This window comes from Pseudomonas sp. PsB (genome assembly GCF_043658375.1).
Taxonomy (GTDB): domain Bacteria; phylum Pseudomonadota; class Gammaproteobacteria; order Pseudomonadales; family Pseudomonadaceae; genus Aquipseudomonas; species Aquipseudomonas putida_Z.
Genome location: NZ_JBIGLU010000002.1, coordinates 37,723 through 60,713, shown reverse-complemented (window position 1 = coordinate 60,713; position 22,991 = coordinate 37,723). Strand labels below are relative to the sequence as shown.

Sequence of the window (22,991 nt, the reverse complement as noted above, 5' to 3'; positions counted from 1 at the left end):
ATGCGCCTGAAGTGCATTCGCCTGGCCGGGTTCAAGTCGTTCGTCGACCCGACCACGGTCAACTTCCCCAGCAACATGGCGGCCGTGGTCGGCCCCAACGGCTGTGGCAAGTCCAACATCATCGATGCCGTGCGCTGGGTGATGGGCGAGAGTTCGGCAAAGAACCTGCGCGGCGAGTCGATGACCGATGTCATCTTCAACGGCTCCAGTGGCCGCAAACCGGTCAGCCAGGCCAGCATCGAGCTGGTGTTCGACAACAGCGAAACCACCCTGGTCGGCGAATATGCCGCCTACGCCGAGATCTCGATCCGCCGCAAGGTCACCCGCGACGGGCAGAACAGCTACTACCTCAACGGTACCAAGTGCCGCCGGCGCGATATCACCGACATCTTCCTCGGTACCGGGCTGGGGCCGCGCAGCTACTCGATCATCGAACAGGGCATGATCTCCAAGCTGATCGAGGCCAAGCCCGAGGAGCTGCGCAACTTCATCGAGGAAGCCGCCGGCATTTCCAAGTACAAGGAACGCCGCCGTGAAACCGAGAGCCGCATCCGCCGCACCCAGGAAAACCTGGCGCGCCTGACCGACCTGCGCGAAGAGCTGGAGCGCCAGCTGGAGCGCCTGCACCGCCAGGCCCAGGCAGCCGAGAAGTACCGCGAGTACAAGGCCCAGGAACGCCAGCTGAAGGCGCGCCTGTCGGCCTTGCGCTGGCGCGACCTGGATGAACGGGTGCGCCAGCGCGAGGCGGTGATCAGCGACCAGGATGTGTCCCATGAGGCGCTGGTGGCCGAGCAGCGCAATGCCGATGCCAGCATCGAGCGCCTGCGCGATGGCCATCATGAATTGTCCGAACGCTTCAACCAGGTGCAGGGCCGTTTCTACTCGGTGGCCGGTGACATCGCCCGGGTCGAGCAGAGCATCCAGCACGGCCAGCAGCGCCTGCGCCAGTTGCAGGATGATTTCAAGGAAGCCGAGCGCACGCGCCTGGAAACCGAGTCGCACCTGGGCCACGACCGTACCCTGCTGGCTACCTTGGGCGAAGAGCTGGCCATGCTCGAACCCGAGCAGGAAATGACCCTGGCCGCTGCCGAAGAAGCCACTGCCGCCCTTGAAGAGGCCGAGCTGGGCATGCACGGCTGGCAGGAACAGTGGGACAGCTTCAACAGCCGTTCTGCCGAGCCGCGCCGCCAGGCCGAAGTACAGCAGGCGCGCCTGCAACAGCTGGAGGCCAGCCTGGAACGCCAGGCCGAGCGCCAGCGCAAGCTGGGCGAGGAGCGTGAGCTGCTGGGCAGCGACCCGCAGGATGCGGCCATGCTCGAACTGGCCGAGCAGCTGGCCAGCAGCGAAATGGTGCTGGAAGAGTTGCAGTTGTCGGAAGAGCATGTGGTCGAGCGCCTGGAAGGCGCGCGTGAGCAACTGCAGCAGGCCACCCAGGCCCAACAGCAGGCGCAGGGCGACCTGCAACGCCTGGGCGGTCGCCTGGCCTCGCTCGAAGCCTTGCAGCAGGCCGCCCTGGAGCCGGGTGCAGGTGCTGCGGACTGGCTGCAGGGCCAAGGCCTGGAGCAACAGCCGCGGCTGGCTGAAGGGTTGCGGGTTGAGCCGGGCTGGGAGCTTGCGGTAGAGACCGTGCTTGGCGCCGACCTGCAGGCTGTGCTGGTGGACGGCTTCAGTAACCTGGATTTTGCCGGCCTGGAGCAGGGCGAGTTGCGCTTGCTGCTGGCGAGCGGGACCGGCTCGTCGCTGCCCGGCAGCCTGCTGGAAAAGGTCGAAGGCCGTGTCGACCTGGCGCCCTGGCTGGGCCAGGTCAAGCCCGTGGAGGACCTTGCCCAGGCGCTGGCGCAGCGCGCGTCGCTAGGCGAAGGCCAGAGCCTGGTCAGCCGCGATGGCTACTGGGTTGGCCGACACTTCCTGCGGGTGCGCCGTGGCGGCGAAGCCGAAGGCGGCGTGCTGGCACGCGGCCAGGAGATCGAGCGCCTGGGCCAGGAGCAACTGGAGCAGGAAGCGGCGCTGGAGCAGTTGGAGCAGCAACTGCAGGCCCTGCGCGAGCAGCAGCTGGACCTTGAAGAACAGCGTGAACAACTGCGCCGTCGCACCCAGGAAGAAAACCGCCTGCATGGCGAGCTGAAGGCCAACCTGTCGGCTGGCCGCGCACGTGCCGAGCAGGTCGAGCTGCGCCGCCGGCGCCTGCAGGAAGAGCTGACCGAGCTGGAAGAACAGCGCGCCCTGGAGCATGAGCAGCTGGGCGAAGCCCGCCTGCTGCTGCAGGAGGCCCTGGAGCTGATGGCCCAGGACACCGAGCAGCGCGAGCAGTTGATGGCTCGCCGCGACACCCTGCGCGAAAGCCTCGATCGCGTGCGCCAGGAGGCCCGTCAGCACAAGGATCACGCCCACCAGCTGGCTGTGCGCCTGGGCTCGCTGCGCGCGCAGCATGATTCCACCCGCCAGGCCCTGGAGCGCCTGGAGCAGCAGGCCGCGCGCCTGACCGAGCGCCAGGAGCAACTGAGCCTGAACCTGGAAGAGGGCGAGGCCCCACAGGAAGAACTGCGCCTGAAGCTGGAAGAGCTGCTGGAGCGGCGCATGAGCGTCGACGAGGAAATGCGCCAGGCTCGCCTGCACATGGACGAAGCCGACCGCGAACTGCGCGACGCCGAAAAGCGCCGTACCCAGGCCGAGCAGCAGGCCCAGTTGCTGCGTGGCCAGCTGGAGCAGCTGCGCCTGGAGTGCCAGGGCCTGGATGTGCGGCGCAAGACCTTGCAGGAGCAGTTGCTGGCCGATGGCTACGACCTGCAAGGCGTGCTCGCCACCCTGGAGGCCGAGGCCAGCGAGCAGGGCACCGAACAGGAGCTGGAGCAGCTCGAGGCGCGTATCCAGCGCCTGGGGGCGATCAACCTGGCGGCCATCGAAGAGTACGAGCAGCAGTCCGAGCGCAAGCGCTACCTGGACGCCCAGGACGCCGACCTGGTCGAAGCCCTGGAGACCCTGGAAAACGTCATTCGCAAGATCGACAAGGAAACCCGCAACCGCTTCAAGGATACCTTTGATCAGATAAATGCCGGATTACAGGCACTTTTCCCAAAAGTTTTCGGTGGTGGCAGCGCTTATCTGGAACTGACGGGCGAAGATCTACTCGATACAGGGGTAACGATCATGGCGCGGCCACCGGGCAAGAAGAACAGCACCATCCATCTGCTGTCCGGCGGCGAGAAGGCACTGACCGCATTGGCGCTGGTGTTTGCCATCTTCAAGTTGAACCCCGCACCGTTCTGCATGCTCGACGAAGTCGACGCGCCGCTGGACGATGCCAACGTCGGGCGCTACGCCCGTCTGGTCAAGGAAATGAGTGAAAGCGTGCAGTTCATCTACATCACCCATAACAAGATTGCCATGGAGATGGCGGATCAATTGATGGGGGTGACCATGCATGAACCGGGCTGTTCACGTCTGGTTGCCGTCGATGTGGAGGAGGCCATGGCCATGGTCGATGCCTGATGCTCGACGATAAGGGCATATTCCGTAGCGAAATGCCCCCGCCATGTGCGACAGACGGTGTAAAGTTGTCTTTGGTCGTGCTAGCTTAATGTCACTCGTTTTTTGCGTGGGTAAAACGCCTGTCAGAACATAGAGTTGGCGCCACGTGTTAAAGGGCTTTGAACCCTTTGTTTTCAAGCATATTTTTATAGAGGCACGGGATTACATGGAAATCGGTCTGCGCGAGTGGCTGATCGTCATCGGCATCATTGTCATTGCCGGGATTCTTTTCGACGGCTGGCGCCGCATGCGCGGCGGGAAAGGCAAGTTGAAATTCCGTCTGGATCGCAGTTATTCCAACCTGCCGGACGAAGAGGGCAATGCCGAAGTGCTTGGCCCTTCGCGGGTGCTTGATACCCACAAGGAGCCTGAGCTGGACGAAAGCGACCTGCCGTCGCTCAGTGCTTCTGCGCGTGATCGCGAGCGCGAACCCAAGCCGGCCAAGGCTGCCAAGCGCGGCAAGCGCGCCACCGCTGCTGCGGATGCACAGCAGGGCGACCTGAACCTGAGCGCCGAGCCACGCGAGCCCGACCTGTTTGCCGACAGCGATGACGACTTTGCCGCGGAAAACACCCGCAGCAACGGTGCGGCGCCTGCCAGCAACAGCGTCAAGGAGCTGCCGCCGGCCGAGGAAGTGCTGGTGATCAGCGTCATCTCCCGCGACGAGGGTGGCTTCAAGGGCCCGGCGCTGCTGCAGAACATTCTGGAAAGCGGCCTGCGCTTCGGCGAAATGGACATCTTCCACCGTCACGAGAGCATGGCCGGTCACGGCGAGGTGCTGTTCTCCATGGCCAACGCCGTCAAGCCCGGCGTGTTCGACCTGGACGACATCGACCACTTCAGCACCCGCGCGGTGAGCTTCTTCCTCGGCCTGCCGGGCCCACGTCATCCGAAGCAGGCCTTCGACGTGATGGTGGCTGCGGCGCGCAAGCTGGCGCACGAACTGAACGGTGAGCTCAAGGACGACCAGCGCAGCGTGCTGACCGCCCAGACCATCGAGCACTACCGCCAGCGCATCGTCGAGTTCGAGCGCCGTGCGCTGACCCAGAAGCGCTGACAGATCCAGACGAAAGAGCAGCCTGAGGGCGTGCTGGTCGGTTCGGGTATTGCAATTGCCTGTGCCGGCCTCTTCGCGGGCTTGCCCGCTCCCACAGGGGCACCACAAGCCTCAAGGGCAGTGATGTCCCTGTGGGAGCGGGTTTACCCGCGAAGAGGCCGGCACAGGCGATAAATACCTCAAGCCCCCGGCACCCACCCCCAGGCTGCTCTTTTGCTTTGCAAGAGAAGACAAATCCCATGACCGCCGAAACCCGTATCCACGAACTGCGTGCCGAGCTCGACCAGCACAACTACCGCTACTACGTGCTCGATGAGCCAAGCGTGCCCGATGCCGAATACGACCGCCTGTTCAACGAGCTCAAGGCGCTTGAAGCCGAACACCCGCACCTGGTAACCCCCGACTCGCCCACCCAGCGCGTGGGTGGCGAAGCCCTGGCCGCGTTCAGCCAGGTACGCCACGAAGTGCCCATGCTCAGCCTGGGCAACGCCTTCGAAGAAGCCGACTTGCGTGAGTTCGGCCGCCGCGTGGTAGACGGCCTCGACCAGCCCGGTGCGGTCGACTACAGCTGCGAGCCCAAGCTCGACGGCCTGGCCGTAAGCTTGTTGTACCGCGATGGCCAGCTGGTGCAGGGCGCCACCCGTGGCGACGGCACCACTGGCGAAGACATCAGTGCCAACGTACGTACCGTGCGCAACATCCCGCTCAAGCTGCAAGGCGAGGGGTGGCCGGCGGTGCTGGAGGTACGCGGCGAGGTGTACATGAGCAAGGCCGGTTTCGACCGGCTCAACGCCGCCCAGGCCGAAGCCGGTGGCAAGACCTTCGCCAACCCGCGCAACGCCGCCGCCGGCAGCCTGCGTCAGCTGGACTCGAAAATCACCGCCAGCCGCCCGCTGGAATTCTGCTGCTATGGCGTCGGCCAGGTGTCCGCGAGCATCGGCGACAGCCACATCGGCATCCTCGAGCAGCTCAAGGCCTGGGGCCTGCCGATCAGCCGCGAACTCAAGCATGCCGCTGGCATCGAAGAATGCCTGGCCTACTATCGCGACATCGGCGAGCGACGCAACAGCCTGCCCTACGAAATCGACGGCGTGGTGTTCAAGGTCAACAGCCTGGCCGCCCAGCGCGAACTAGGCTTCCGCGCCCGTGAGCCGCGCTGGGCGATTGCCCACAAGTTCCCGGCCATGGAAGAGCTGACCGAGGTGCTGGATGTCGAGTTCCAGGTCGGCCGCACCGGCGCGGTAACGCCCGTGGCACGCCTGAAGCCGGTCAAGGTCGCCGGTGTGACCGTGTCCAACGCCACCCTGCACAACATGGACGAAATCGCCCGCCTGGGCCTGCGCATTGGCGACACGGTGATCATCCGCCGCGCCGGTGACGTGATTCCGCAGGTGATGCAGGTGGTGCTGGAGCGCCGCCCGGAAGATGCGCGCCCGGTGCAGGTGCCAAGCGAATGCCCGGTATGCGGCTCGCAGGTCGAGCGTACCCAGCTGGTCAAGCGTAGCAAGGGCAAGGAAACCACCAGCGAGGGTGCGGTGTACCGCTGCGTCGGTCGCCTGGCCTGTGGCGCCCAGCTCAAGCAGGCGATCATCCACTACGTGTCACGCCGCGCCATGGACATCGACGGCCTGGGTGAGAAGAGCGTCGAGCAGCTGGTGGACGAAGGCCTGATCGGCTCGCCGGCCGACCTGTACAAGCTGGAATTCGACCAGATCGTCGGCCTGGAAGGTTTTGCCGAAGTGTCCAGCAAGAAGCTGCTCGATGCCATCGAAGCCAGCAAGCGCCCGGGCCTGGCGCGCTTCATCTACGCCTTGGGCATCCCCGACGTAGGCGAGGAGACCGCCAAGGTGCTGGCCCGCTCGCTGGGCAGCCTGGCGCGCGTGCAGCAAGCGCTGCCGCAAGTGCTCACTTACCTGCCGGACATCGGCCTGGAGGTGGCGTACGAGATTCACAACTTCTTCGAGGACGAGCACAACCGCAAGGTCATCAAGCAGTTGCTCGACAGCGGCATGCAACTGCAGGACGAAGGCGAGCTGGCTGCCGAGTTTGCCGCCAGCACCACCCTGGCCGGCATGATCGCCAAGCTCGACATCGCCTCGGTTGGCCCGACCGGTGCCGAGAAGCTGGTGGCCAAGCTCGACAGCCTGGACAAGATCATCGCCGCCGACGGCATCGACCTGCGCCAGGCCCTGGCGGCCAAGCAGGCCGAAGCCGTGCGCGAGTTCTTCAAGGATGAAGCCAACCAGAAGCTGGCCCGGGACATCGAGGCACAGTTGCTGGCGTTCGGCATGCACTGGAGCAGCGAGAAGAAAATCGCCGAAGGCTTGCCGCTGGCCGGCCAGACCTGGGTGCTGACCGGCACCCTGGAGCGCATGAGCCGTGATATCGCCAAGGAAAAGCTGGAAAGCCTGGGGGCCAAGGTGGCGGGTTCGGTTTCTGGCAAGACCCACTGCGTGGTGGCAGGGCCGGGGGCGGGGTCCAAGCTGGCCAAGGCCAGCGAGTTGGGCGTGAAGGTGCTTGATGAAGATGCCTTCGTCACCTTCCTGGGCGAGCAGGGCATCGCTGTCTAACGCCCTGCGCAATCCCCTGTGGCTTGCGCGGTCCTTGTGGGAGCGGGCATGCCCGCGAACACGGGCGAAGCCCGTGCCATCCACCGCGGCGCCTGCTTCGCGGCGGTTCGACGCCTCGACACGCCCGCTCCCACAGGTCCTGCGCTGGTCTTGATGTCAGCGCTACCCCTGTAGGAGCGGGTTCACCCGCGAATTGGCAGCTCCAGGCCACCCCGACCCGGACAAGTCATTGAGAAATGATGACTTTTTCTGCTCCAGAGGTTGTATCTGCCCCCAAGACCGGTACAATGGCGCCACTCGCTGTTCAGCGAGCCTTGTAGTGGTGGCCCCATCGGTCCCCCCGCATTGATTACCCGTTAACCTGGTCAGGCCCGGAAGGGAGCAGCCATAGCGGGAACATCGAGTGCCGGGGTGTGGCTGGTGGGGCCGCCTCCATTTCAGGTCCTTGAATTCTCAAGGATTTCTCGCATTACCCTACTCGACTTCTCCTCAAGCGCATTGCGAAGCTACACGAACGAGGTTTTCAGAAAAGAGCCCTCGCTGATAAACGTAGACTTTCCCGCCCGTGTCCCCTTTGAACGTCTCGATCACATTGTCCGCCGCAACAGGGCTGCTCAGAATCACGCGATAGCTTCGGCTCGTATGGGTGACGTTTGGCGATTGCTGATTCTCTTGCAACTTCTGCATGACGCAGGCGGAAAAAGCTTCTGGAGATTTCGCGGTCAGCAACTCCTTTGTCGGCTGGTTAGGCGCGGATGCGCACCCCGCCAGCAGTGTGATAGTGAAGGAGGCAGCAGCAAAAGGCAGAAAGCGCATCAGACAGTTCCAGATTTGAGTTCAGGCGCCATTCTCCATTTCATTTGGCTGATAGAAAACAGGCAAATGTCGATGTTACCTATCATTGATTTTGATGAGTAACGAGCGTCTCAGGGTAACCGAATGTCTATTCAATCTACCAAGGCGATGATTCAGACCAGTTTCTGATATTTTTCTTCGATCAAACTCTCCTCTAAGCTGCCTCCTCTTTGAAGCAATGCATTTCGGTGTGAGCATGAAAGAGATCCGCAAGGCAGGTGATCGGGGCGCGACCCGTTTGCCGTGGCTGAAATCCCGGCATTCCTTCTCGTTTGGAAGCTATAGAAACCCGCAAGAGAGTGGTTTTTCGGACCTGCGCGTCATCAATGAAGATTGGATTTCACAGGGTAAAGGCTTCGGTCAACATGGCCATCGTGATGTGGAGATCCTGACCTATGTCCTCAAGGGAACATTGGCCCATCGAGACACCCTGGCAAACAGCACCAGGATTCACGCAGGCGACTTTCAGCTCATCAGTGCCGGCTCAGGTATCGAGCACAGCGAATTCAATGCTTCCGCTACCCAGCCTGTGCATCTGCTACAAATCTGGCTGACCCCCCATTCGTCTCGCACCAAGCCTTCATACCAACAGAAGCATTTTCCGGTCGGAGAACGGCATGGAAAGCTCCAGCTGATCGCCTCAAAAACGGGGCAAGCCGGATCGCTGAAAATCCTTCAGGATACGAAAATCTATGCGGGCAACTTCTCACAAGGTGAGTCGCATACTCTGGCCCTCGCAGGGCGACGACACGCCTATGTCCACGTTGTCGCAGGCAGGCTCCGGGTGAACGGAGAAACTGTTGTGGAGGGCGACGGACTGAAGCTGACGGAAACCCAGGCGGTCACGTTCAGCCACGCTACTGATGCGCAGGTGCTGGTGTTCGATCTCCGGGCAACAGGCTCGGCACCTTCCAGGAAGCAATCCTTCGGGGGCTGCAAGACGCAGGCATGTGCCCGGCGCCGGTAGGTGCCATCTGACTTCCATTCCTGCCGCGACCGCGCCGATGCAGCGGAGTAGGCGCTGTTGTCCTACCCGCATCGAAAGCCCGGTTTCAGCAGGTATTCTTTACTTTAGAGAAACCTGTCCGGCCTCAAGTTTGAGCGCCTTGAGGCGCTTCAGCAGCGTGCTGATATTTGTGCGTGCCGAACCTTCATTGGCCAGGCGCAGGCGCTTGATCGCGATAACGGAGTCGCCAACGCCAGCGGTAAAGGGCGTCCGAATGATCTCTCGGAAGATAACGGTGTTTGAAGCAGACTCGGTCAACGTATATTCAGCCTCGCAGGTAACTTCGAAATCCAGGCCAAAAATGGGTTGGTCGACCCGCAGCAGGTTGGCGCGCAGGGTGTAGGCAGCAGGTGCTTCGCCAAGCAGGTCAGCACTGGCAAGTGATTGTTTGAGTGCAGCACCAAAGTCCGGGCCGTCGATTTCCGAAGTCCAGAGCGGGTTGGTGGCGTCTCCGCCATTTACTTCGGTCACCTGAATGTTGCGATGCAGGCGTTGATCATAAAACTGCGCATCGGTCTGGTCGGATGCCACGGACATTCCGGAAATTTGAGCAGGCGAAGCGCACCCTGTGCAAAGGGCAATAAATACCGAGACTAGAAACACACGGAAGTAGGTCACTTGAATAATCCTTGAGTTATATGCCGGTAAAGCAAGACGAAAGCCATACATCGTGTATGGCTTCAACTATTGAAAGGCGCGCCGCGGCATCGTTGGGAACGTACAGGCCTCAGGCCGAGCGTTGCGCTGTGCGGCAGACGCCTTTACAGGTTGTACTTCTCATCGATTCTGCGTTTGTCGAGCGTGTAGCGTTTGAGGTCGATCGAGTCAGATTCCAGCTTGGCATCGAGTTCGTCCATGTCGTGCTTTTTCAGCGTTGCAACATGGGCTTTGGTGGCTTGGTAGTTGATCATCTCTGCAGCGTCATGCCCACTCACCGGGTCCCACAGAATGGAAAGCGGCCAGAACAGCAGGTTCACCACACCAAAGCCATATGCGCGCCCGTAGAACGAACCGCCGCCGGGAAGCAGGCCAAGGCCGGCAGCAAGCCCTGGGTTTTTTTCTTGAACCGCGAGGTTTCTGGCGCGATAGCTGGCAAGTTCCGACTCTTGGGCCGAATTGAGGCCGGTAGCACAACCAGTGGTCAGCGCTATCAGTGCGGCAGCGGTCAGATTTCGAATTGTGGACATGCAACATTTCCTGAGTGTGAGTACTGTTCTCGGCGCACGGCTGGGCGCGGAGGCGCGTAACTCTACACTGAGTAGTGGCGCACTGATATCGTATTGCCATTACTCTATTCAGATGATGATGCGTCCAAATGGTGGTTTTATCCTGGCCGCTTAAATGCAACTGTTGAACTGCCCCGTTTTTTCCCATGCCCCGCCGCCGACAGCTTCATCAGCCGCTGGAATTTCGGGCATTCCAGGTGATCTTCCTCAGGGCACTGCGCCGCATGCCGCAAGCCCTTGCTCATCGCCTGCAAGCGCCTGATCCGTGCATCCAGTTCGTCGGCCTTGGCGATCAGCATCTGCCGGTCGACCTGCAGGTCCACCAGCATCGCCCCCACTTCATCCAGCGAAAACCCCGCAGCCTGGCCCAGGGCGATCAGCGCCAGCCGGTCTGCCACATCGGCTGCGAACTGCCGCCGCTGGCCAGGCCCGGCGAGTGACTTGAGCAGGCCTTTCTTCTCGTAGTAGCGCAGCGTCGAGGCGGGTACGCCTGTGCGTTTGGCGACGTCGGCAATGTCCATTTTGGGCCCTTGACTTGAAGTTGACTTCAACTTCTATGCTGCGCGGCATGGTGATGACCGTCAATCTTCGAGGGCTTGTTCAATGACGTTTACTGCGATGTTTTCCGCCGCCTTGCCGATTGGTATCGGTGCCACGATGGTGATGGACTTGTGGGGGCTGCTGCTTAGGCGGATGGGTGTTGCCACGCTGAACTTCGCCATGGTCGGGCGTTGGGCGGGGCATTTGCTGCACGGGCGTGTGCGGCACCAGGCGATTGCCAAGACGAAACCGGTGCGGCATGAGCTGGCGTTGGGGTGGGGGATTCATTACGCCATCGGCGTGCTGTTCGCGATGCTGCTGGTCGTGATCGTGGGGGAGGGCTGGTTGCTGGCGCCTACATTGTTGCCTGCGCTGGTTGTTGGTGTGGTGACGGTCGTGGCGCCTTTGTGCTTCATGCAGCCGGCGATGGGCGCGGGGTTCTTTGCGTCGAGGACGCCGACGCCTGTGCGCAATTGCCTGAAGAGCCTGGCCACGCATTTTGTGTTTGGCGTGGGGATGTTCTTGAGTGCGGGTTTGGTTGCGGCTGTGTGAGAGCGACATTCCTCAAGACGAGCAATCGGTAGCAGGAATGCGATCTGCTTTCAGGATGCTTCCTACAACGGTCAGGGCAATTTCCCGCTTTTTCTGTAGGAGGTGTCGAAATATCCTACGCACTCCGTCGACTCCCGTCTGATTGTCCCGGGAATCACCGCCCACTAGGCTTTTGCGGTCGCTGTCGGTTCAGCGATCGGGTGTGGAAGCCTGGGCAGTACACGGGACGGTTGTCATTTATGGCGGCTGTGCGCGGGAGGTATTCGTACCTGCCGGGTCTACCGTGTACCTGGTCTTCCACCCCGCGTACAGTTGCCACCCTAATGCGTGGAAGCGGAAGGGGACAACACAGCCAACACGGAGCTGTCATGAAAAAACTGGTCCCCGATCCACCCCACGTTTTCGAGCTTCCCCAAGGTAAATCCCTTTCCCGCGCGATCAGCGAAGGCATCGTGCCGATGGAGTTCGCGTTGATGAATGTCACCCACTATCTGATGTTTGCCTATAGCGACAGCCGGCGGGCGCTGGAGCGTATCCAGGACGAGGAGACGCGGCAGTTGCTGGAGCACGGGTTGCGGGCCATGCAGATTGCCTGGGGGCAGGCGGATGCTGTGGCACTGGCAGTTGAGCGTAGAAGCCAGTGAAGTCGGCCTTGGAGTAAGTAGAGATAGCAGGGATATCAATTAACCCTGTGGGAGCGGGTTTACCCGCGAAGAACGCGACGCGATGGATGGCACCGGCTTTGCCGGTGTTCGCGGGTGAACCCGCTCCCACAGCGGGCGTGCAATTTTCGGGCGGGTTTGTCTTTCATCAGGTATGCGTGGCTCAGGGGCGAGCCACAGACATGGGTTCTTGGTTGCCCGTCCCCCCATACCGCTGCACAATCCGCTCGATCTCCCCCGACTGCTTCATTCGCACCAGCGCCCGCAGCAGCCCTTGGGTCGGTATCGACGGGTCATTGCGTACCATGCACCCCAGGTCCTGGTCCTCCAGCACTGCCAGCGCCTGCAATTGCTGCTCGGCGGGTAGCCCCTGGTTGAACCACTGCAACGACAGCTGGTTGCTTACCGCATGCCGATAGCGCCCGGCTTGCAGCTTCTGCAGTACCAGCAACTGGCTGCGGCTGTCCTCGCGGTGCAGGCGGCCCTGATCGAGCAGCGGTTGCAAGGTCGAATAGGTGTAGCCAAGCACTGTGCCGATCGCCTGGGCAGGCAGTTGCTCCGGGGGCAGCGGAGTACTGTCGCCAGCGCGTCCTACCAGCAGGTCTCGCTGGTGCAGCAGCGGGATGCTCCAGACAAAATCCCCCGGCCGATCATTGAACCACTGGGTGCTGACATAGCAGCGCACATCTATATCACCGCTGTTCATCGCCTCCTGCAGGCGCAGGCGGGCCATGACGTGGTATTCGGGGCGTACGCCCACCTCCTTGGCCAAGGCCTGCATCAGGTCGTATAGCAAACCGTCCACCGGCTGGTCGCTTTCGATGCGCACCAGCGGCATGCTCCAGCTCTCGGCGACAGAAAAACGCAACACGGGCTGTTCAGCCTGGCTGTAGGTGCTCCACAGCAGCAACAGGGCCAGCAGTCTTCGCAAAGGCAATCCTCCCTGGATGGCGCGCCAGTTTCAAAGCTTAGACGACTTGCGCAGGGTGCAATTTTGCCCCCGCTCCGCTAGCATTAGCGATCTTCCGCTCGATCAGGCTACGATGGTTTTTCGATGAGTTATCAGGTTCTTGCACGTAAATGGCGTCCGCGCTCGTTCCGCGAAATGGTCGGCCAGACCCATGTGCTCAAGGCCTTGATCAATGCCTTGGACAACCAGCGCCTGCACCATGCCTACCTGTTCACCGGTACCCGGGGTGTGGGCAAGACCACCATCGCCCGTATCATCGCCAAGTGCCTGAACTGCGAAACCGGCATCACCTCCACGCCCTGCGGCACCTGCTCGGTGTGCCGGGAGATCGACGAAGGCCGTTTCGTCGACCTGATCGAGATCGACGCCGCCAGCCGCACCAAGGTCGAGGACACCCGCGAACTGCTTGATAACGTGCAGTACGCCCCGAGCCGTGGGCGCTTCAAGGTCTACCTGATCGACGAAGTGCACATGCTCTCGACCCACTCGTTCAACGCCTTGCTCAAGACGCTGGAAGAGCCGCCGCCCTACGTCAAGTTCATCCTCGCCACCACCGACCCGCAGAAGCTGCCGGCCACCATCCTGTCGCGCTGCCTGCAGTTCTCGCTGAAGAACATGAGCCCGGAGCGCGTGGTCGAGCACCTCAGCCATGTTCTGGCTGCCGAAAACGTGCCGTTCGAGCCGGATGCCCTGTGGCTGCTGGGTCGCGCGGCCGATGGTTCGATGCGCGACGCCATGAGCCTGACCGACCAGGCCATCGCCTTTGGCGAAGGCAAGGTGCTGGCCGCCGATGTGCGGGCCATGCTCGGCAGCCTTGATCATGGCCAGGTCTACGGGGTGCTGCAGGCGCTGCTCGAAGGCGATGCCCGGGCCTTGCTCGAGGCCGTGCGCAACCTGGCCGAGCAGGGGCCGGACTGGGCTGGCGTGCTGGCAGAGATGCTCAATGTGCTGCACCGCGTGGCCATTGCCCAGGCGCTGCCGGAAGCGGTGGACAACGGCCAGGGCGACCGTGAGCGGGTGCTGGCGCTGGCCTCGGCATTGCCAGCGGAGGACGTGCAGTTCTATTACCAGATGGGCCTGATCGGCCGCCGTGACCTGCCCTTGGCGCCGGACCCGCGCGGCGGTTTCGAAATGGTCCTGCTGCGCATGCTGGCGTTCCGCCCGGCCGACACCGACGACGCGCCGAAGCCGGTACTAAAGCCAGTGGGGATCAGCCAGGCCACAGCTGATCCTGCAACACCGGTGGCAGCGCCGGCGGTTGCCGTGGCGCCGCCGGCCGCTGCTGTCGTGGAGCCTGTTGCACCGGTTGCCGCGCAACAAGTGCAGGCGCCCGCACCGGTCGAGCCAGCGCCACAGCCAGTTGTCGAGCCTGTGGTGGCGGCTGAACCTGCACCGGTCAGCGAACCTGAGCCAGTACCAGAACCCGTGGCAGAGGTGGTTGACCTGCCATGGGAAGAGCCCGCGCCAGCGCCCGCACCGGTAGTGGCCGAGCCTGCGCCGGCTCCTGCTCCGCCCCCTGCACCCACGCCGGCACCTGCCGCCCCGGCACACGACGACGAGCCACCTTTCGACCCGTCCGCTTATGCCGCAGTAGGCATGGACCGCGACGATGAACCACCGTTGGACGAAGACTATTACGGCGGCGAAAGCGACCCGGTCGGCTTCAGCTACCTGGACGAACTGGCCGAACACGTCCAGGAAGAAGCACCCAAGCCGGCAGCCGAACCGCTGCCCGCAGCCAAGCCGGCCACCGGCCTGGCCCTGCAATGGCTGGAATTATTCCCACAGTTGCCTGTATCCGGGATGACAGGCAACATCGCGGCAAACTGTACGTTGATTGCCGCCGATGGCGACGACTGGCTGCTGCACCTGGACCCTGGCCAGGGTGCGCTGTTCAACGCCACCCAGCAGCGGCGCCTTAACGAAGCGCTCAACCAGCACCTGGGGCGCACGCTGAACCTGCGCATCGAGCTGATCCTGCCCGAGCAGGAAACCCCGGCCCAGGCAGCGGCGCGCAAACGCGCCGAGCGCCAGCAGGACGCAGTCACCTCGATCGAGCAGGATCCGTTGATCCAGCAGATGATCAAGTTGTTCGGCGCCAAGGTGCGGCAGGATACTATTGAGCCTGTAGAAGCCCTGGTTAATCAGGGCCAGTAACGGATAACCATGCGGCCGGCCCGGTGCCGGGCCGCATCACATGACCCAATCGAGGTATACCCCCATGATGAAAGGTGGCATGGCCGGCCTGATGAAGCAGGCCCAGCAGATGCAGGAAAAGATGCAGAAGATGCAGGAAGAGCTGGCCAACGCCGAAGTCACCGGCCAGTCCGGTGGTGGCCTGGTGAGCGTGGTGATGACCGGTCGTCACGACGTCAAGCGTGTCAGCATCGACCAGAGCCTGATGTCGACTGATGAAGACGACAAGGAAGTGCTGGAAGACCTGATCGCCGCCGCGCTGAACGACGCCGTGCGCAAGGTCGAGCAGAACAGCCAGGACAAGATGGGCAGCATGACCGCCGGCATGCAGCTGCCGCCGGGCTTCAAGATGCCTTTCTAAGGGCATTTGCGTTACTGAAAACCGCCGCTGATGACAGCGGCGGTTTTTTTGTGCGTTCCTGCAGCCATCGCGGTCTTTGTAGGAGCGGCCTTGTGTCGCGAAAGGGCTGCGCAGCAGCCCCGACAATCCATGCTGTGAAGCTGATAACCTGGGGCCGCTTCGCGCCCCATCGCGACACAAGGCCGCTCCTACAGGGACCGCGCAAGCCTTGCGATGTGCGCATGGCTGATTTGACGCCACTGCCCCCGCTGGGTATAAACCGCCTCTTATTGATTTGTCAGGCCTTTCCCATGAGCTTCAGCCCTCTCATCCGCCAACTGATCGATGCCCTGCGTATTCTCCCGGGTGTCGGCCAGAAAACCGCCCAGCGCATGGCCCTGCAACTGCTCGAGCGTGACCGCAGCGGCGGCCTGCGCCTGGCTCAGGCCTTGACCCAGGCCATGGAGGGGGTTGGGCATTGCCGTCAGTGCCGCACCCTGACCGAGCAGGAGCTTTGCCCGCAATGCGCCGACACGCGCCGGGACGATACCCAGTTGTGTGTGGTCGAAGGGCCGACCGATGTGTATGCAGTGGAGCAGACCGGCTACCGTGGCCGCTACTTCGTGCTCAAGGGCCACTTGTCGCCGCTGGACGGGTTGGGGCCTGAGGCGATCGGGATTCCGCAGCTGATGGCGCGGATCGAGGAGCAGGGCACCTTCACCGAGGTGATCCTGGCGACCAACCCGACGGTGGAAGGGGAGGCGACGGCGCATTACATTGCCCAGTTGCTGAGCGAGAAGGGCCTGGTGGCGTCGCGGATTGCCCATGGCGTGCCGCTGGGCGGCGAGCTGGAGCTGGTGGATGGTGGGACCTTGGCCCATGCGTTTGCGGGGCGTCGGCCGATTTCGCTCTGATTCAGAATGGTTGGGGCCGCTTTGCGGCCCATCGCGACACAAGGCCGCTCCTACAGGGGCCGCGCAATTTTCGGATACTGTAGGAGCGGCCTTGCGTCGCGATGGGCTGCAAAGCAGCCCCAAAACCCAACTCAGTACTCGCTAAGAGAAAACTCGGTCAGGCAGAAAGTCGGTACCCCGGCCGCCTGCAGTCGGCGCGACCCGTCCAGCTCCGGCAGATCGATGATCGCCGCCGCCTCGAACACCTGCGCACCGGTCCGGCGCACCAGGTTGGCCGCTGCCAGCAGCGTACCGCCAGTAGCAATCAAGTCATCGAAGATCAACACCGAATCCCCTTCGCACAGGCTGTCGGCATGCACTTCCAGGAAGGCTTCGCCGTACTCGGTCTGGTAACCCTCGCTCAGCACGTCAGCCGGCAGCTTGCCCTGCTTGCGGAACAGGATCAGTGGCTTGTTCAGCTGGTGGGCGATGATCGAGCCGATCAGGAAGCCCCGCGCGTCCATGGCGCCGATGTGGCTGAACTCGGCTTCGACATAGCGCTCGATGAACTGGTCGGCCACATAGCGCAGCCCGCGTGGCGACTGGAACAGCGGGGTGATATCGCGGAAGATCACGCCCGGTTTGGGGAAGTCCACTACCGGGCGGATCAGGGCTTTGAGGTCGAAGGCGTCGCTGTGCATTGTTGCGGGTATCCTGGGAAAACGAATGCCCAAGTATACCCGCTAAACGCCGGCCTCAGGCCTCCATTGCTCCACCGGCCAGCGCGCACAGCTGGATCGGGTCGAGAATGTGCACTTCCTTGCCTTCGGCACGGATCAGGCCGTTCTGCTGGAAGCGGGTGAACACCCGCGACACGGTTTCCACCGCCAGGCCCAGGTAGTTGCCGATTTCGTTGCGCGACATGCTCAGGCGGAACTGGTTGGCCGAATAGCCGCGGGCGCGGAAGCGCGCCGACAGGTTGACCAGGAAGGTGGCAATACGCTCGTCAGCGGTCTTTTTCGACAGCAGCAGCATCATCTGCTGGTCGTCGCGGATTTCCCGGCTCATTACCCGCATCAGCTGGCGGCGTAGCTGCGGCAGCTGCACCGACAGCTCGTCGAGGCGCTCGAACGGGATTTCGCACACCGAGGTGGTTTCCTGGGCCTGTGCCGACACCGGGTAGGCTTCGGTGTCCATGCCCGACAGGCCGACCAGTTCGCTGGGCAGGTGGAAGCCGGTGATCTGCTCTTCGCCGCTGTCGCTGAGGCTGAAGGTTTTCAGCGCGCCGGAACGTACCGCGTAGACCGAGCCGAAATTGTCGCCCTGGCGGAACAGGAACTCGCCTTTTTTCAACGGCCGCCCACGCTTGACGATTTCATCCAGTGCATCCATGTCTTCCAGGTTGAGCGACAGAGGCAGGCACAGGGGGGCCAGGCTGCAGTCCTTGCAATGGGCCTGGTTGTGTGGGCGCAGTTTGACTGGCTCGGACATTTTCATTCGATCCTTGTGGGAAAGCACACATAAGACGTAAGGGTAACTCACGGCGTAGGTTGTAGGCCAGCGTGCGCTGTTGTGGTGCGAGCTGGCCCGGCCCCGGCGGGTGTGCGCCGGGGCCTTCGCTGTGCCCATGGTGTGCCTGGCAAGGAACTTTGTCCATGCGGTTGAACGACTCGGTTCAGATCACCCGCGAGAAGCGCTGGCGGTTGTGCATCGCCAGGTAGGCGTCGAACACCATGCACACCGAGCGCGCCAGCAGGCGGCCGGCCGGCAGGATGCGGATGCCTTTGTCGTCCAGGCGGATCAGGCCGTCGCGCTGCAAGGTCAGCAGTTCTGGCCAGAGGTCGTTGAAGTAGCCGCGAAAATCGATGGTGAAGGCCTGTTCGATCGGCTCGAAATCCAGCTCGAAATGGCAGATCAGTTGCTGGATCACCGCCCGGCGGATGCGGTCGTCGTGGTTGCACAGCAGGCCGCGCTGGGTGGCCAGCTGGGCGTTGGACAGGCTGTCCTGGTAGGTGTTGAGGTCGCTGCTGTTCTGGCAGTACAGGTCGCCGATCTGGCTGATGGCCGATACGCCCAGGCCGATCAGGTCGCAGTGCCCATGGGTGGTGTAACCCTGGAAGTTGCGCTGCAGGGTGCCTTCTTCCTGGGCGATGGCCAGCTCGTCGTCGGGCAGGGCGAAGTGGTCCATGCCGATGTAGCGGTAGCCGGCGGCGGTCAGCTGGTCGATGGTGGCGTGCAGCATCTCTAGCTTGGCGGCCGCGCTGGGCAGGTCATTGCTGTCGATGCGCCGTTGCGGCATGAAGCGCTCGGGCAGGTGGGCGTAGTTGAACACCGACAGGCGGTCGGGTTGCAGGCGGATCACTTCTTCGACGGTGCGGGCAAAGCCTTCCGGGGTTTGCTTGGGTAGGCCGTAGATCAGGTCGAGGTTGATCGAGCGGAACTGCAGGGTGCGCGCGGCTTCGATCAGGGTGCGGGTCTGCTCCAGGCTCTGCAGGCGGTTTACCGCGCGCTGCACGGCCGGGTCGAGGTCCTGCACGCCCAGGCTGACGCGGTTGAAGCCCAGTTCGCGGAGCAGGCCCATGGTCGACCAGTCGGCTTCGCGCGGGTCGATCTCGATGCCGTAGTCGCCGGAGTCGTCGTCCAGCAGGTGGAAGTGCTGGCGCAGGGTGGCCATCAGCTGGCGCAGTTCCACATGGCTGAGGAAAGTTGGCGTGCCGCCGCCGAAATGCAGCTGCTCGACACGCTGTTTAGGGTCGAGGTGGCAGGCGATCAGCTGGATTTCCTGCTCCAGGCGCTGCAGGTAGGGCGCGGCGCGGCCGCGGTCCTTGGTGATGACTTTGTTGCAGGCGCAGTAGTAGCAGATGTTGGCGCAGAACGGCACATGCACGTACAGCGACAGCGGGCGCGCGGCCCGACGGCTTTCGCGCAGGGCGTGGAGCAGGTCGAACGAGCCCACTTCGCTGTGCAGTTGCACGGCGGTCGGGTAAGAGGTGTAGCGTGGTCCGGCCAGGTCGTAACGGCGGATCAGGTCGGTATCCCAACGAAGGTCGTCGAGCATGAGGGCGGTCCCCGGAAAGAGCAGCAGTGCCCCGGAGTCTATGGCCGTCTGTAGGAATCTGTGTTGATTTGTATCAAGGGCATTGGGGCTGCTCTGCAGCCCTTCGCGGGCTTGCCCGCTCCCACAGGGGGTACACATGATCCTGTGGGAGCGGGCATGCCCGCGAAGGGTCGCAAAGCGGCCCCCATCAATGCCCCATCAACCAATGCTGATGCGGCCCCGGCATGGTCCAGATACCAAACAGCATCACCAGCACCCCGCCAGCCACCCGCACACTGCGTCTTTTCAACAAAATGTTTACCCGCTCCGCGGCTAATCCGGTAGCCAGCAACACCGGCCAGGTCCCCACGCCGAACGCCAGCATCAGCGCCGCGCTGTACCCGGCATTGCCCTGGCTGGCCGCCCACAGCAAGGTGCTGTACACCAACCCGCACGGCAACCACCCCCACAAGGCCCCCAGCAACAACGCCCGAGGCACGCTGGACACCGGCAGCAAGCGCGACGCCACCGGCTGGATATGCCGCCACAGCCCCCGGCCCAGCGCCTCGATGCGGGTCAGCCCGCTCCACCAGCCGGCCAGGTACAACCCCATGGCGATCAACAGCAGGGCCGCCACCACCCGCAGTGCCAGCGCCGCCGGGCTGCTGGCCACGGCCCAGCCGGCCAGGCCCAGCAGCAGGCCGGCACAGGCATAACTGAGAATGCGCCCAAGGTTGTACGCCAGCAGCAGGCGCAAGCGCCGGCCACGTTGTTCGGGTGGTATGGCTAGGGTCAGCGCACCCATCAGGCCGCCGCACATGCCCAGGCAGTGGCCGCCGCCGAGCAGGCCGAGGACCAACGCCGAGCCCAGCAGGGGCAGCAGGTCAGGCACGGGGTGGGGGTTCCTTGTCGGTGTCGGCCTGGTTGTCGTCAGGCTTCACCGCCGCCTGGTGGCGCGGGTCCTGGTCGTCGAACAGGATGCTGTGGGCAGGGCTTTCCAGGTCGTCGTACTGGCCGCTGTCCACCGCCCAGAAGAAGATGTACACGGCCACGCCGACCAGCAGCAGGGCTGCGGGGATCATGACATAGAGTGCGGGCATGACGACTTCCTCCCGGGCAAGGGCGCTTCGTTCGCTGGCAGGCCCGATGCCAGGGGCAGGCGGGTCAGGCGCAGGGCGTTGAGTACCACGATCAGTGAACTGACCGACATGCCGATGGCTGCCCACACCGGGGTGATCCAGCCAAGCGCGGCGAACGGTAACATCAGGCCATTATACAAGGTCGCCCAGAGCAGGTTCTCGAGGATGTTGCGGCGGGTGCGGCGGGCCAGCTCGAAGGCCTGTACCAGCGCCTGCAGGCGGTTGGACAGCAGCACGGCGTCGGCGCTGGTCTTGGCCAGGTCGGTGGCGCTGCCCATGGCGATGCTGATGTCGGCGGCGGCCAGTACCGGCACGTCGTTGACCCCGTCACCCAGCATCAGCACCTTGCGCCCGGCCGCCTGCAGCGCCTTCAGCCGGTCCAGTTTATCGTCCGGGCGCAGGCCGCCGATGGCCTGGTCGATGCCCAGCTGCGCGGCCACTTCGGCAACCATCGGCGAGCTGTCGCCCGACAGCAGCAGCGTGCGCCAGCCACGGGCCTTGCAGGCCGCCAGCAGGGCAGGGGCATCGTCGCGCAGGCGGTCGTCCAGGCCGAACCAGGCCAGCGGCCCCTGACGGTCGCCCAGCAGCAGCCACTGGCCGCGCGGCTCTGGCACACCGGGGATTTCCGCGCCGCTCAGGGCGCAGACGAAGGTGGCCTGGCCAATGCGCAGGCGCTGGCCTTCGACCAGCCCCTCCAGGCCCAGGCCCGGCACGGTCTGCACGTCGTCAGCAGGCGTGGCGGTGCGACCGAAGGCACGGGCGATGGGGTGTTCGGAGCGGTTCTCCAGCGCTGCGGCCAGGGCCAGGCAGCGGTCGGCGGGCAGGCTGCCGAGCGGGCGAATGCTGCGCAAGGTCAGGCGGCCCTCGGTCAGCGTGCCGGTCTTGTCAAAAATCACCGTGTCGATCTGGTTCAGGCCTTCCAGCACATGGCCACGGGTGACCAGCAGGCCGAGCTTGTGCAAGGTGCCGGTGGCCGCAGTAAGCGCCGTTGGCGTAGCCAGGGACAGCGCGCAAGGGCAGGTCGCTACCAGCATGGCCAGCACGATCCAGAACGCCCGCGTCGGGTCCAGGTGCCACCACCACAGGCCGATAGCCGCAGCGGCCAGCAGCGAGAACAGCAGGAACCACTGCGAGGCCCGGTCGGCGATTTCGGCCAGGCGTGGTTTTTCGGTCTGGGCGCGTTCCAGCAGGCGGACGATGGCCGACAACCGCGAGTCGTGGCCGAGGGCTTCGACTTCCACGTTCAGGGTGCTTTCGACGTTCAGGGTGCCGCCGGTGACCCGCTCGCCGACCCGCCGTGGTTGTGGCAGGTATTCACCGGTCAGCAACGATTCATCGACGCTGGAGCGGCCTTCGACGATGCGCCCGTCGGCGGGGATTACTGCGCCTGGCAGCACCTGCACCGTGTCACCGCGCTGCAGTTCGCTGAGCAGGATGCGCTCGCTGCGGCCGACGGCGTCCAGGCGCAGGCACGAGGCCGGCAGCAGGTTGACCAGCTGCGCAGTGGCCGCGGCGGTGCGTTCGCGGGCGCGGCGCTCCAGGTAGCGGCCGGTGAGCAGGAACAGCGCGAACATGCCCACGGTGTCGAAATACAGCTCGCCGCTGCCGGTAATGGCTGTCCAGATGCCGGCGCCGAAGGCCAGGCCAATGGCCAGTGACACCGAAACGTCCATGGTCAGGTGGCGGGTACGCAGGTCGCGTGCCGCGCCCTTGAAGAACGGTGCGCAGCTGTAGAACACGATGGGTATGGTGAGGAACAGCGCGACCCAGCGCAGGATGGTGTGCAGTTCGGGCGACAGGTCGATGTTGAATTCCGGCCAGGTGGCCATGGTTGCCATCATCGCCTGGAACCACAGCAGCCCGGCCACGCCCAGGCGGCGCAGGGCGCTGCGGTTCTCGCGGGCCAGTTGCTCGGCGGCCTGGTCGGGCTGATAGGGGTGGGCGGCGTAGCCGATCTGGCGCAGCTCGGCGAGCAGGCGCGAGAGCGGCAGTTGCTGGTCATGCCAGTTCAGCAGCAGGCGGTGGTTGGACAGGTTCAGGCGCGCCTCGGCGACGCCGGGCAGGTTGCGCAGGTGCTTTTCGATCAGCCAGCCGCAGGCGGCGCAGCTGATGCCTTCGACCAGCAGGGTGGTTTCGGCCAGGTCGCCAGCATGGCGAACGAAGGTTTGCTGAACGTCGCTGCGGTCGTAGAGGGCCAGTTCGTCCTGTAGCTGCTTGGGCAGGGCCTCGGGGTTGGCGCTGTTGTCGCTGCGGTGCTGGTAGTAGTGCTCCAGGCCACCGGCGACGATCGACTCGGCCACCGCCTGGCAGCCGGGGCAGCAGAACTGCCGGGGCTGGCCGAGGACCACGGCGTTGAAGCGGCTGCCGGAGGGGACGGGCAGGGCGCAGTGGTAGCAGGGGGTGGGCTGGGTCATCACATC

20 protein-coding genes and 1 other RNA gene are annotated in these 22,991 nt (G+C 63.6%); 10 read left to right on the top strand and 11 right to left on the bottom strand.

Features of this window, described 5'->3' with window-relative positions:
• The 4 genes from smc to ffs all read left to right on the top strand — a co-directional run bounded on the left by smc (position 1) and on the right by ffs (position 7,581).
• Entirely contained in the window at positions 1-3,489 is a 3,489-nt protein-coding gene (smc, locus tag ACGLHT_RS05040) for a chromosome segregation protein SMC (RefSeq protein ID WP_274120457.1), read from the top strand.
• 205 nt (positions 3,490-3,694) lie between these two features.
• Entirely contained in the window at positions 3,695-4,585 is an 891-nt protein-coding gene (gene zipA / locus ACGLHT_RS05035) for a cell division protein ZipA (RefSeq protein ID WP_025340022.1), read from the top strand.
• A 239-nt stretch (positions 4,586-4,824) separates the two neighbouring features.
• Positions 4,825-7,155 (top strand): NAD-dependent DNA ligase LigA, encoded by a 2,331-nt coding sequence (gene ligA, locus ACGLHT_RS05030; protein ID WP_274120456.1) that lies wholly within the window; start codon positions 4,825-4,827, stop codon positions 7,153-7,155.
• A gap of 329 nt (positions 7,156-7,484) precedes the next feature.
• Positions 7,485-7,581, top strand: an RNA gene (ffs, locus tag ACGLHT_RS05025) — signal recognition particle sRNA small type.
• A gap of 63 nt (positions 7,582-7,644) precedes the next feature.
• On the opposite strand, the gene ACGLHT_RS05020 is transcribed toward ffs, so the two are convergent.
• Positions 7,645-7,971 (bottom strand): hypothetical protein, encoded by a 327-nt coding sequence (locus tag ACGLHT_RS05020; RefSeq protein WP_137164491.1) that lies wholly within the window; start codon positions 7,969-7,971, stop codon positions 7,645-7,647.
• Between the two features lie 235 nt (positions 7,972-8,206).
• Here ACGLHT_RS05020 and ACGLHT_RS05015 point away from each other — a divergent pair, with 235 nt between their 5' ends.
• A complete protein-coding gene (locus tag ACGLHT_RS05015; protein WP_274120455.1) occupies positions 8,207-8,977 on the top strand; it encodes a pirin family protein in 771 nt (256 codons plus the stop codon).
• 99 nt (positions 8,978-9,076) lie between these two features.
• On the opposite strand, the gene ACGLHT_RS05010 is transcribed toward ACGLHT_RS05015, so the two are convergent.
• The 3 genes from ACGLHT_RS05010 to ACGLHT_RS05000 form a co-directional block, all read right to left on the bottom strand.
• Positions 9,077-9,634 carry a hypothetical protein gene (locus tag ACGLHT_RS05010; RefSeq protein ID WP_256573577.1) on the bottom strand — a complete coding sequence of 186 codons (558 nt, stop codon included), beginning with the start codon at positions 9,632-9,634 and terminating at the stop codon, positions 9,077-9,079.
• Between the two features lie 143 nt (positions 9,635-9,777).
• Positions 9,778-10,203, bottom strand: a complete 426-nt coding sequence (locus tag ACGLHT_RS05005; RefSeq protein ID WP_274120454.1) for a hypothetical protein — start codon at positions 10,201-10,203, stop codon at positions 9,778-9,780.
• A gap of 137 nt (positions 10,204-10,340) precedes the next feature.
• On the bottom strand, positions 10,341-10,763 hold the full coding sequence (locus tag ACGLHT_RS05000; RefSeq protein WP_274120453.1) for a helix-turn-helix domain-containing protein: 423 nt from the start codon (positions 10,761-10,763) through the stop codon (positions 10,341-10,343).
• An 82-nt stretch (positions 10,764-10,845) separates the two neighbouring features.
• Here ACGLHT_RS05000 and ACGLHT_RS04995 point away from each other — a divergent pair, with 82 nt between their 5' ends.
• Both ACGLHT_RS04995 and ACGLHT_RS04990 read left to right on the top strand, forming a co-directional pair.
• Positions 10,846-11,334 carry a DUF2938 domain-containing protein gene (locus ACGLHT_RS04995; protein ID WP_274078383.1) on the top strand — a complete coding sequence of 163 codons (489 nt, stop codon included), beginning with the start codon at positions 10,846-10,848 and terminating at the stop codon, positions 11,332-11,334.
• Between the two features lie 368 nt (positions 11,335-11,702).
• A complete protein-coding gene (locus ACGLHT_RS04990; RefSeq protein WP_013973508.1) occupies positions 11,703-11,978 on the top strand; it encodes a hypothetical protein in 276 nt (91 codons plus the stop codon).
• A 181-nt stretch (positions 11,979-12,159) separates the two neighbouring features.
• On the opposite strand, the gene ACGLHT_RS04985 is transcribed toward ACGLHT_RS04990, so the two are convergent.
• Entirely contained in the window at positions 12,160-12,927 is a 768-nt protein-coding gene (locus tag ACGLHT_RS04985; RefSeq protein WP_274120452.1) for an ABC transporter substrate-binding protein, read from the bottom strand.
• Positions 12,928-13,050: 123 nt separating this feature from the next.
• Between ACGLHT_RS04985 and dnaX the strand changes: the two genes are divergently transcribed.
• From dnaX to recR, 3 genes are all read left to right on the top strand, one after another.
• Positions 13,051-15,123: a DNA polymerase III subunit gamma/tau gene (dnaX, locus tag ACGLHT_RS04980; RefSeq protein ID WP_274078381.1), complete on the top strand. Its 2,073-nt coding sequence runs from the start codon at positions 13,051-13,053 to the stop codon at positions 15,121-15,123.
• A 64-nt stretch (positions 15,124-15,187) separates the two neighbouring features.
• A complete protein-coding gene (locus ACGLHT_RS04975; protein WP_003259671.1) occupies positions 15,188-15,523 on the top strand; it encodes a YbaB/EbfC family nucleoid-associated protein in 336 nt (111 codons plus the stop codon).
• Between the two features lie 290 nt (positions 15,524-15,813).
• Positions 15,814-16,416 carry a recombination mediator RecR gene (gene recR / locus ACGLHT_RS04970; protein ID WP_003259670.1) on the top strand — a complete coding sequence of 201 codons (603 nt, stop codon included), beginning with the start codon at positions 15,814-15,816 and terminating at the stop codon, positions 16,414-16,416.
• 131 nt (positions 16,417-16,547) lie between these two features.
• On the opposite strand, the gene ACGLHT_RS04965 is transcribed toward recR, so the two are convergent.
• From ACGLHT_RS04965 to ACGLHT_RS04940, 6 genes are all read right to left on the bottom strand, one after another.
• Positions 16,548-17,096 (bottom strand): adenine phosphoribosyltransferase, encoded by a 549-nt coding sequence (locus ACGLHT_RS04965; RefSeq protein ID WP_009683910.1) that lies wholly within the window; start codon positions 17,094-17,096, stop codon positions 16,548-16,550.
• 55 nt (positions 17,097-17,151) lie between these two features.
• A complete protein-coding gene (fnrA, locus tag ACGLHT_RS04960) occupies positions 17,152-17,886 on the bottom strand; it encodes a Crp/Fnr family transcriptional regulator FnrA (RefSeq protein ID WP_015271145.1) in 735 nt (244 codons plus the stop codon).
• A 184-nt stretch (positions 17,887-18,070) separates the two neighbouring features.
• On the bottom strand, positions 18,071-19,453 hold the full coding sequence (hemN, locus tag ACGLHT_RS04955) for an oxygen-independent coproporphyrinogen III oxidase (RefSeq protein ID WP_025340016.1): 1,383 nt from the start codon (positions 19,451-19,453) through the stop codon (positions 18,071-18,073).
• A 187-nt stretch (positions 19,454-19,640) separates the two neighbouring features.
• On the bottom strand, positions 19,641-20,324 hold the full coding sequence (locus ACGLHT_RS04950) for a sulfite exporter TauE/SafE family protein (protein ID WP_025340015.1): 684 nt from the start codon (positions 20,322-20,324) through the stop codon (positions 19,641-19,643).
• A complete protein-coding gene (gene ccoS / locus ACGLHT_RS04945) occupies positions 20,317-20,532 on the bottom strand; it encodes a cbb3-type cytochrome oxidase assembly protein CcoS (RefSeq protein WP_025340014.1) in 216 nt (71 codons plus the stop codon). Before ccoS ends, ACGLHT_RS04950 begins: the two co-directional genes overlap by 8 nt.
• The gene (locus ACGLHT_RS04940) at positions 20,511-22,985 is read right to left on the bottom strand and encodes a heavy metal translocating P-type ATPase (RefSeq protein ID WP_274120451.1); all 2,475 of its coding nucleotides are present in this window, start codon (positions 22,983-22,985) and stop codon (positions 20,511-20,513) included. Before ACGLHT_RS04940 ends, ccoS begins: the two co-directional genes overlap by 22 nt.
• Positions 22,986-22,991: the final 6 nt, after the last annotated feature.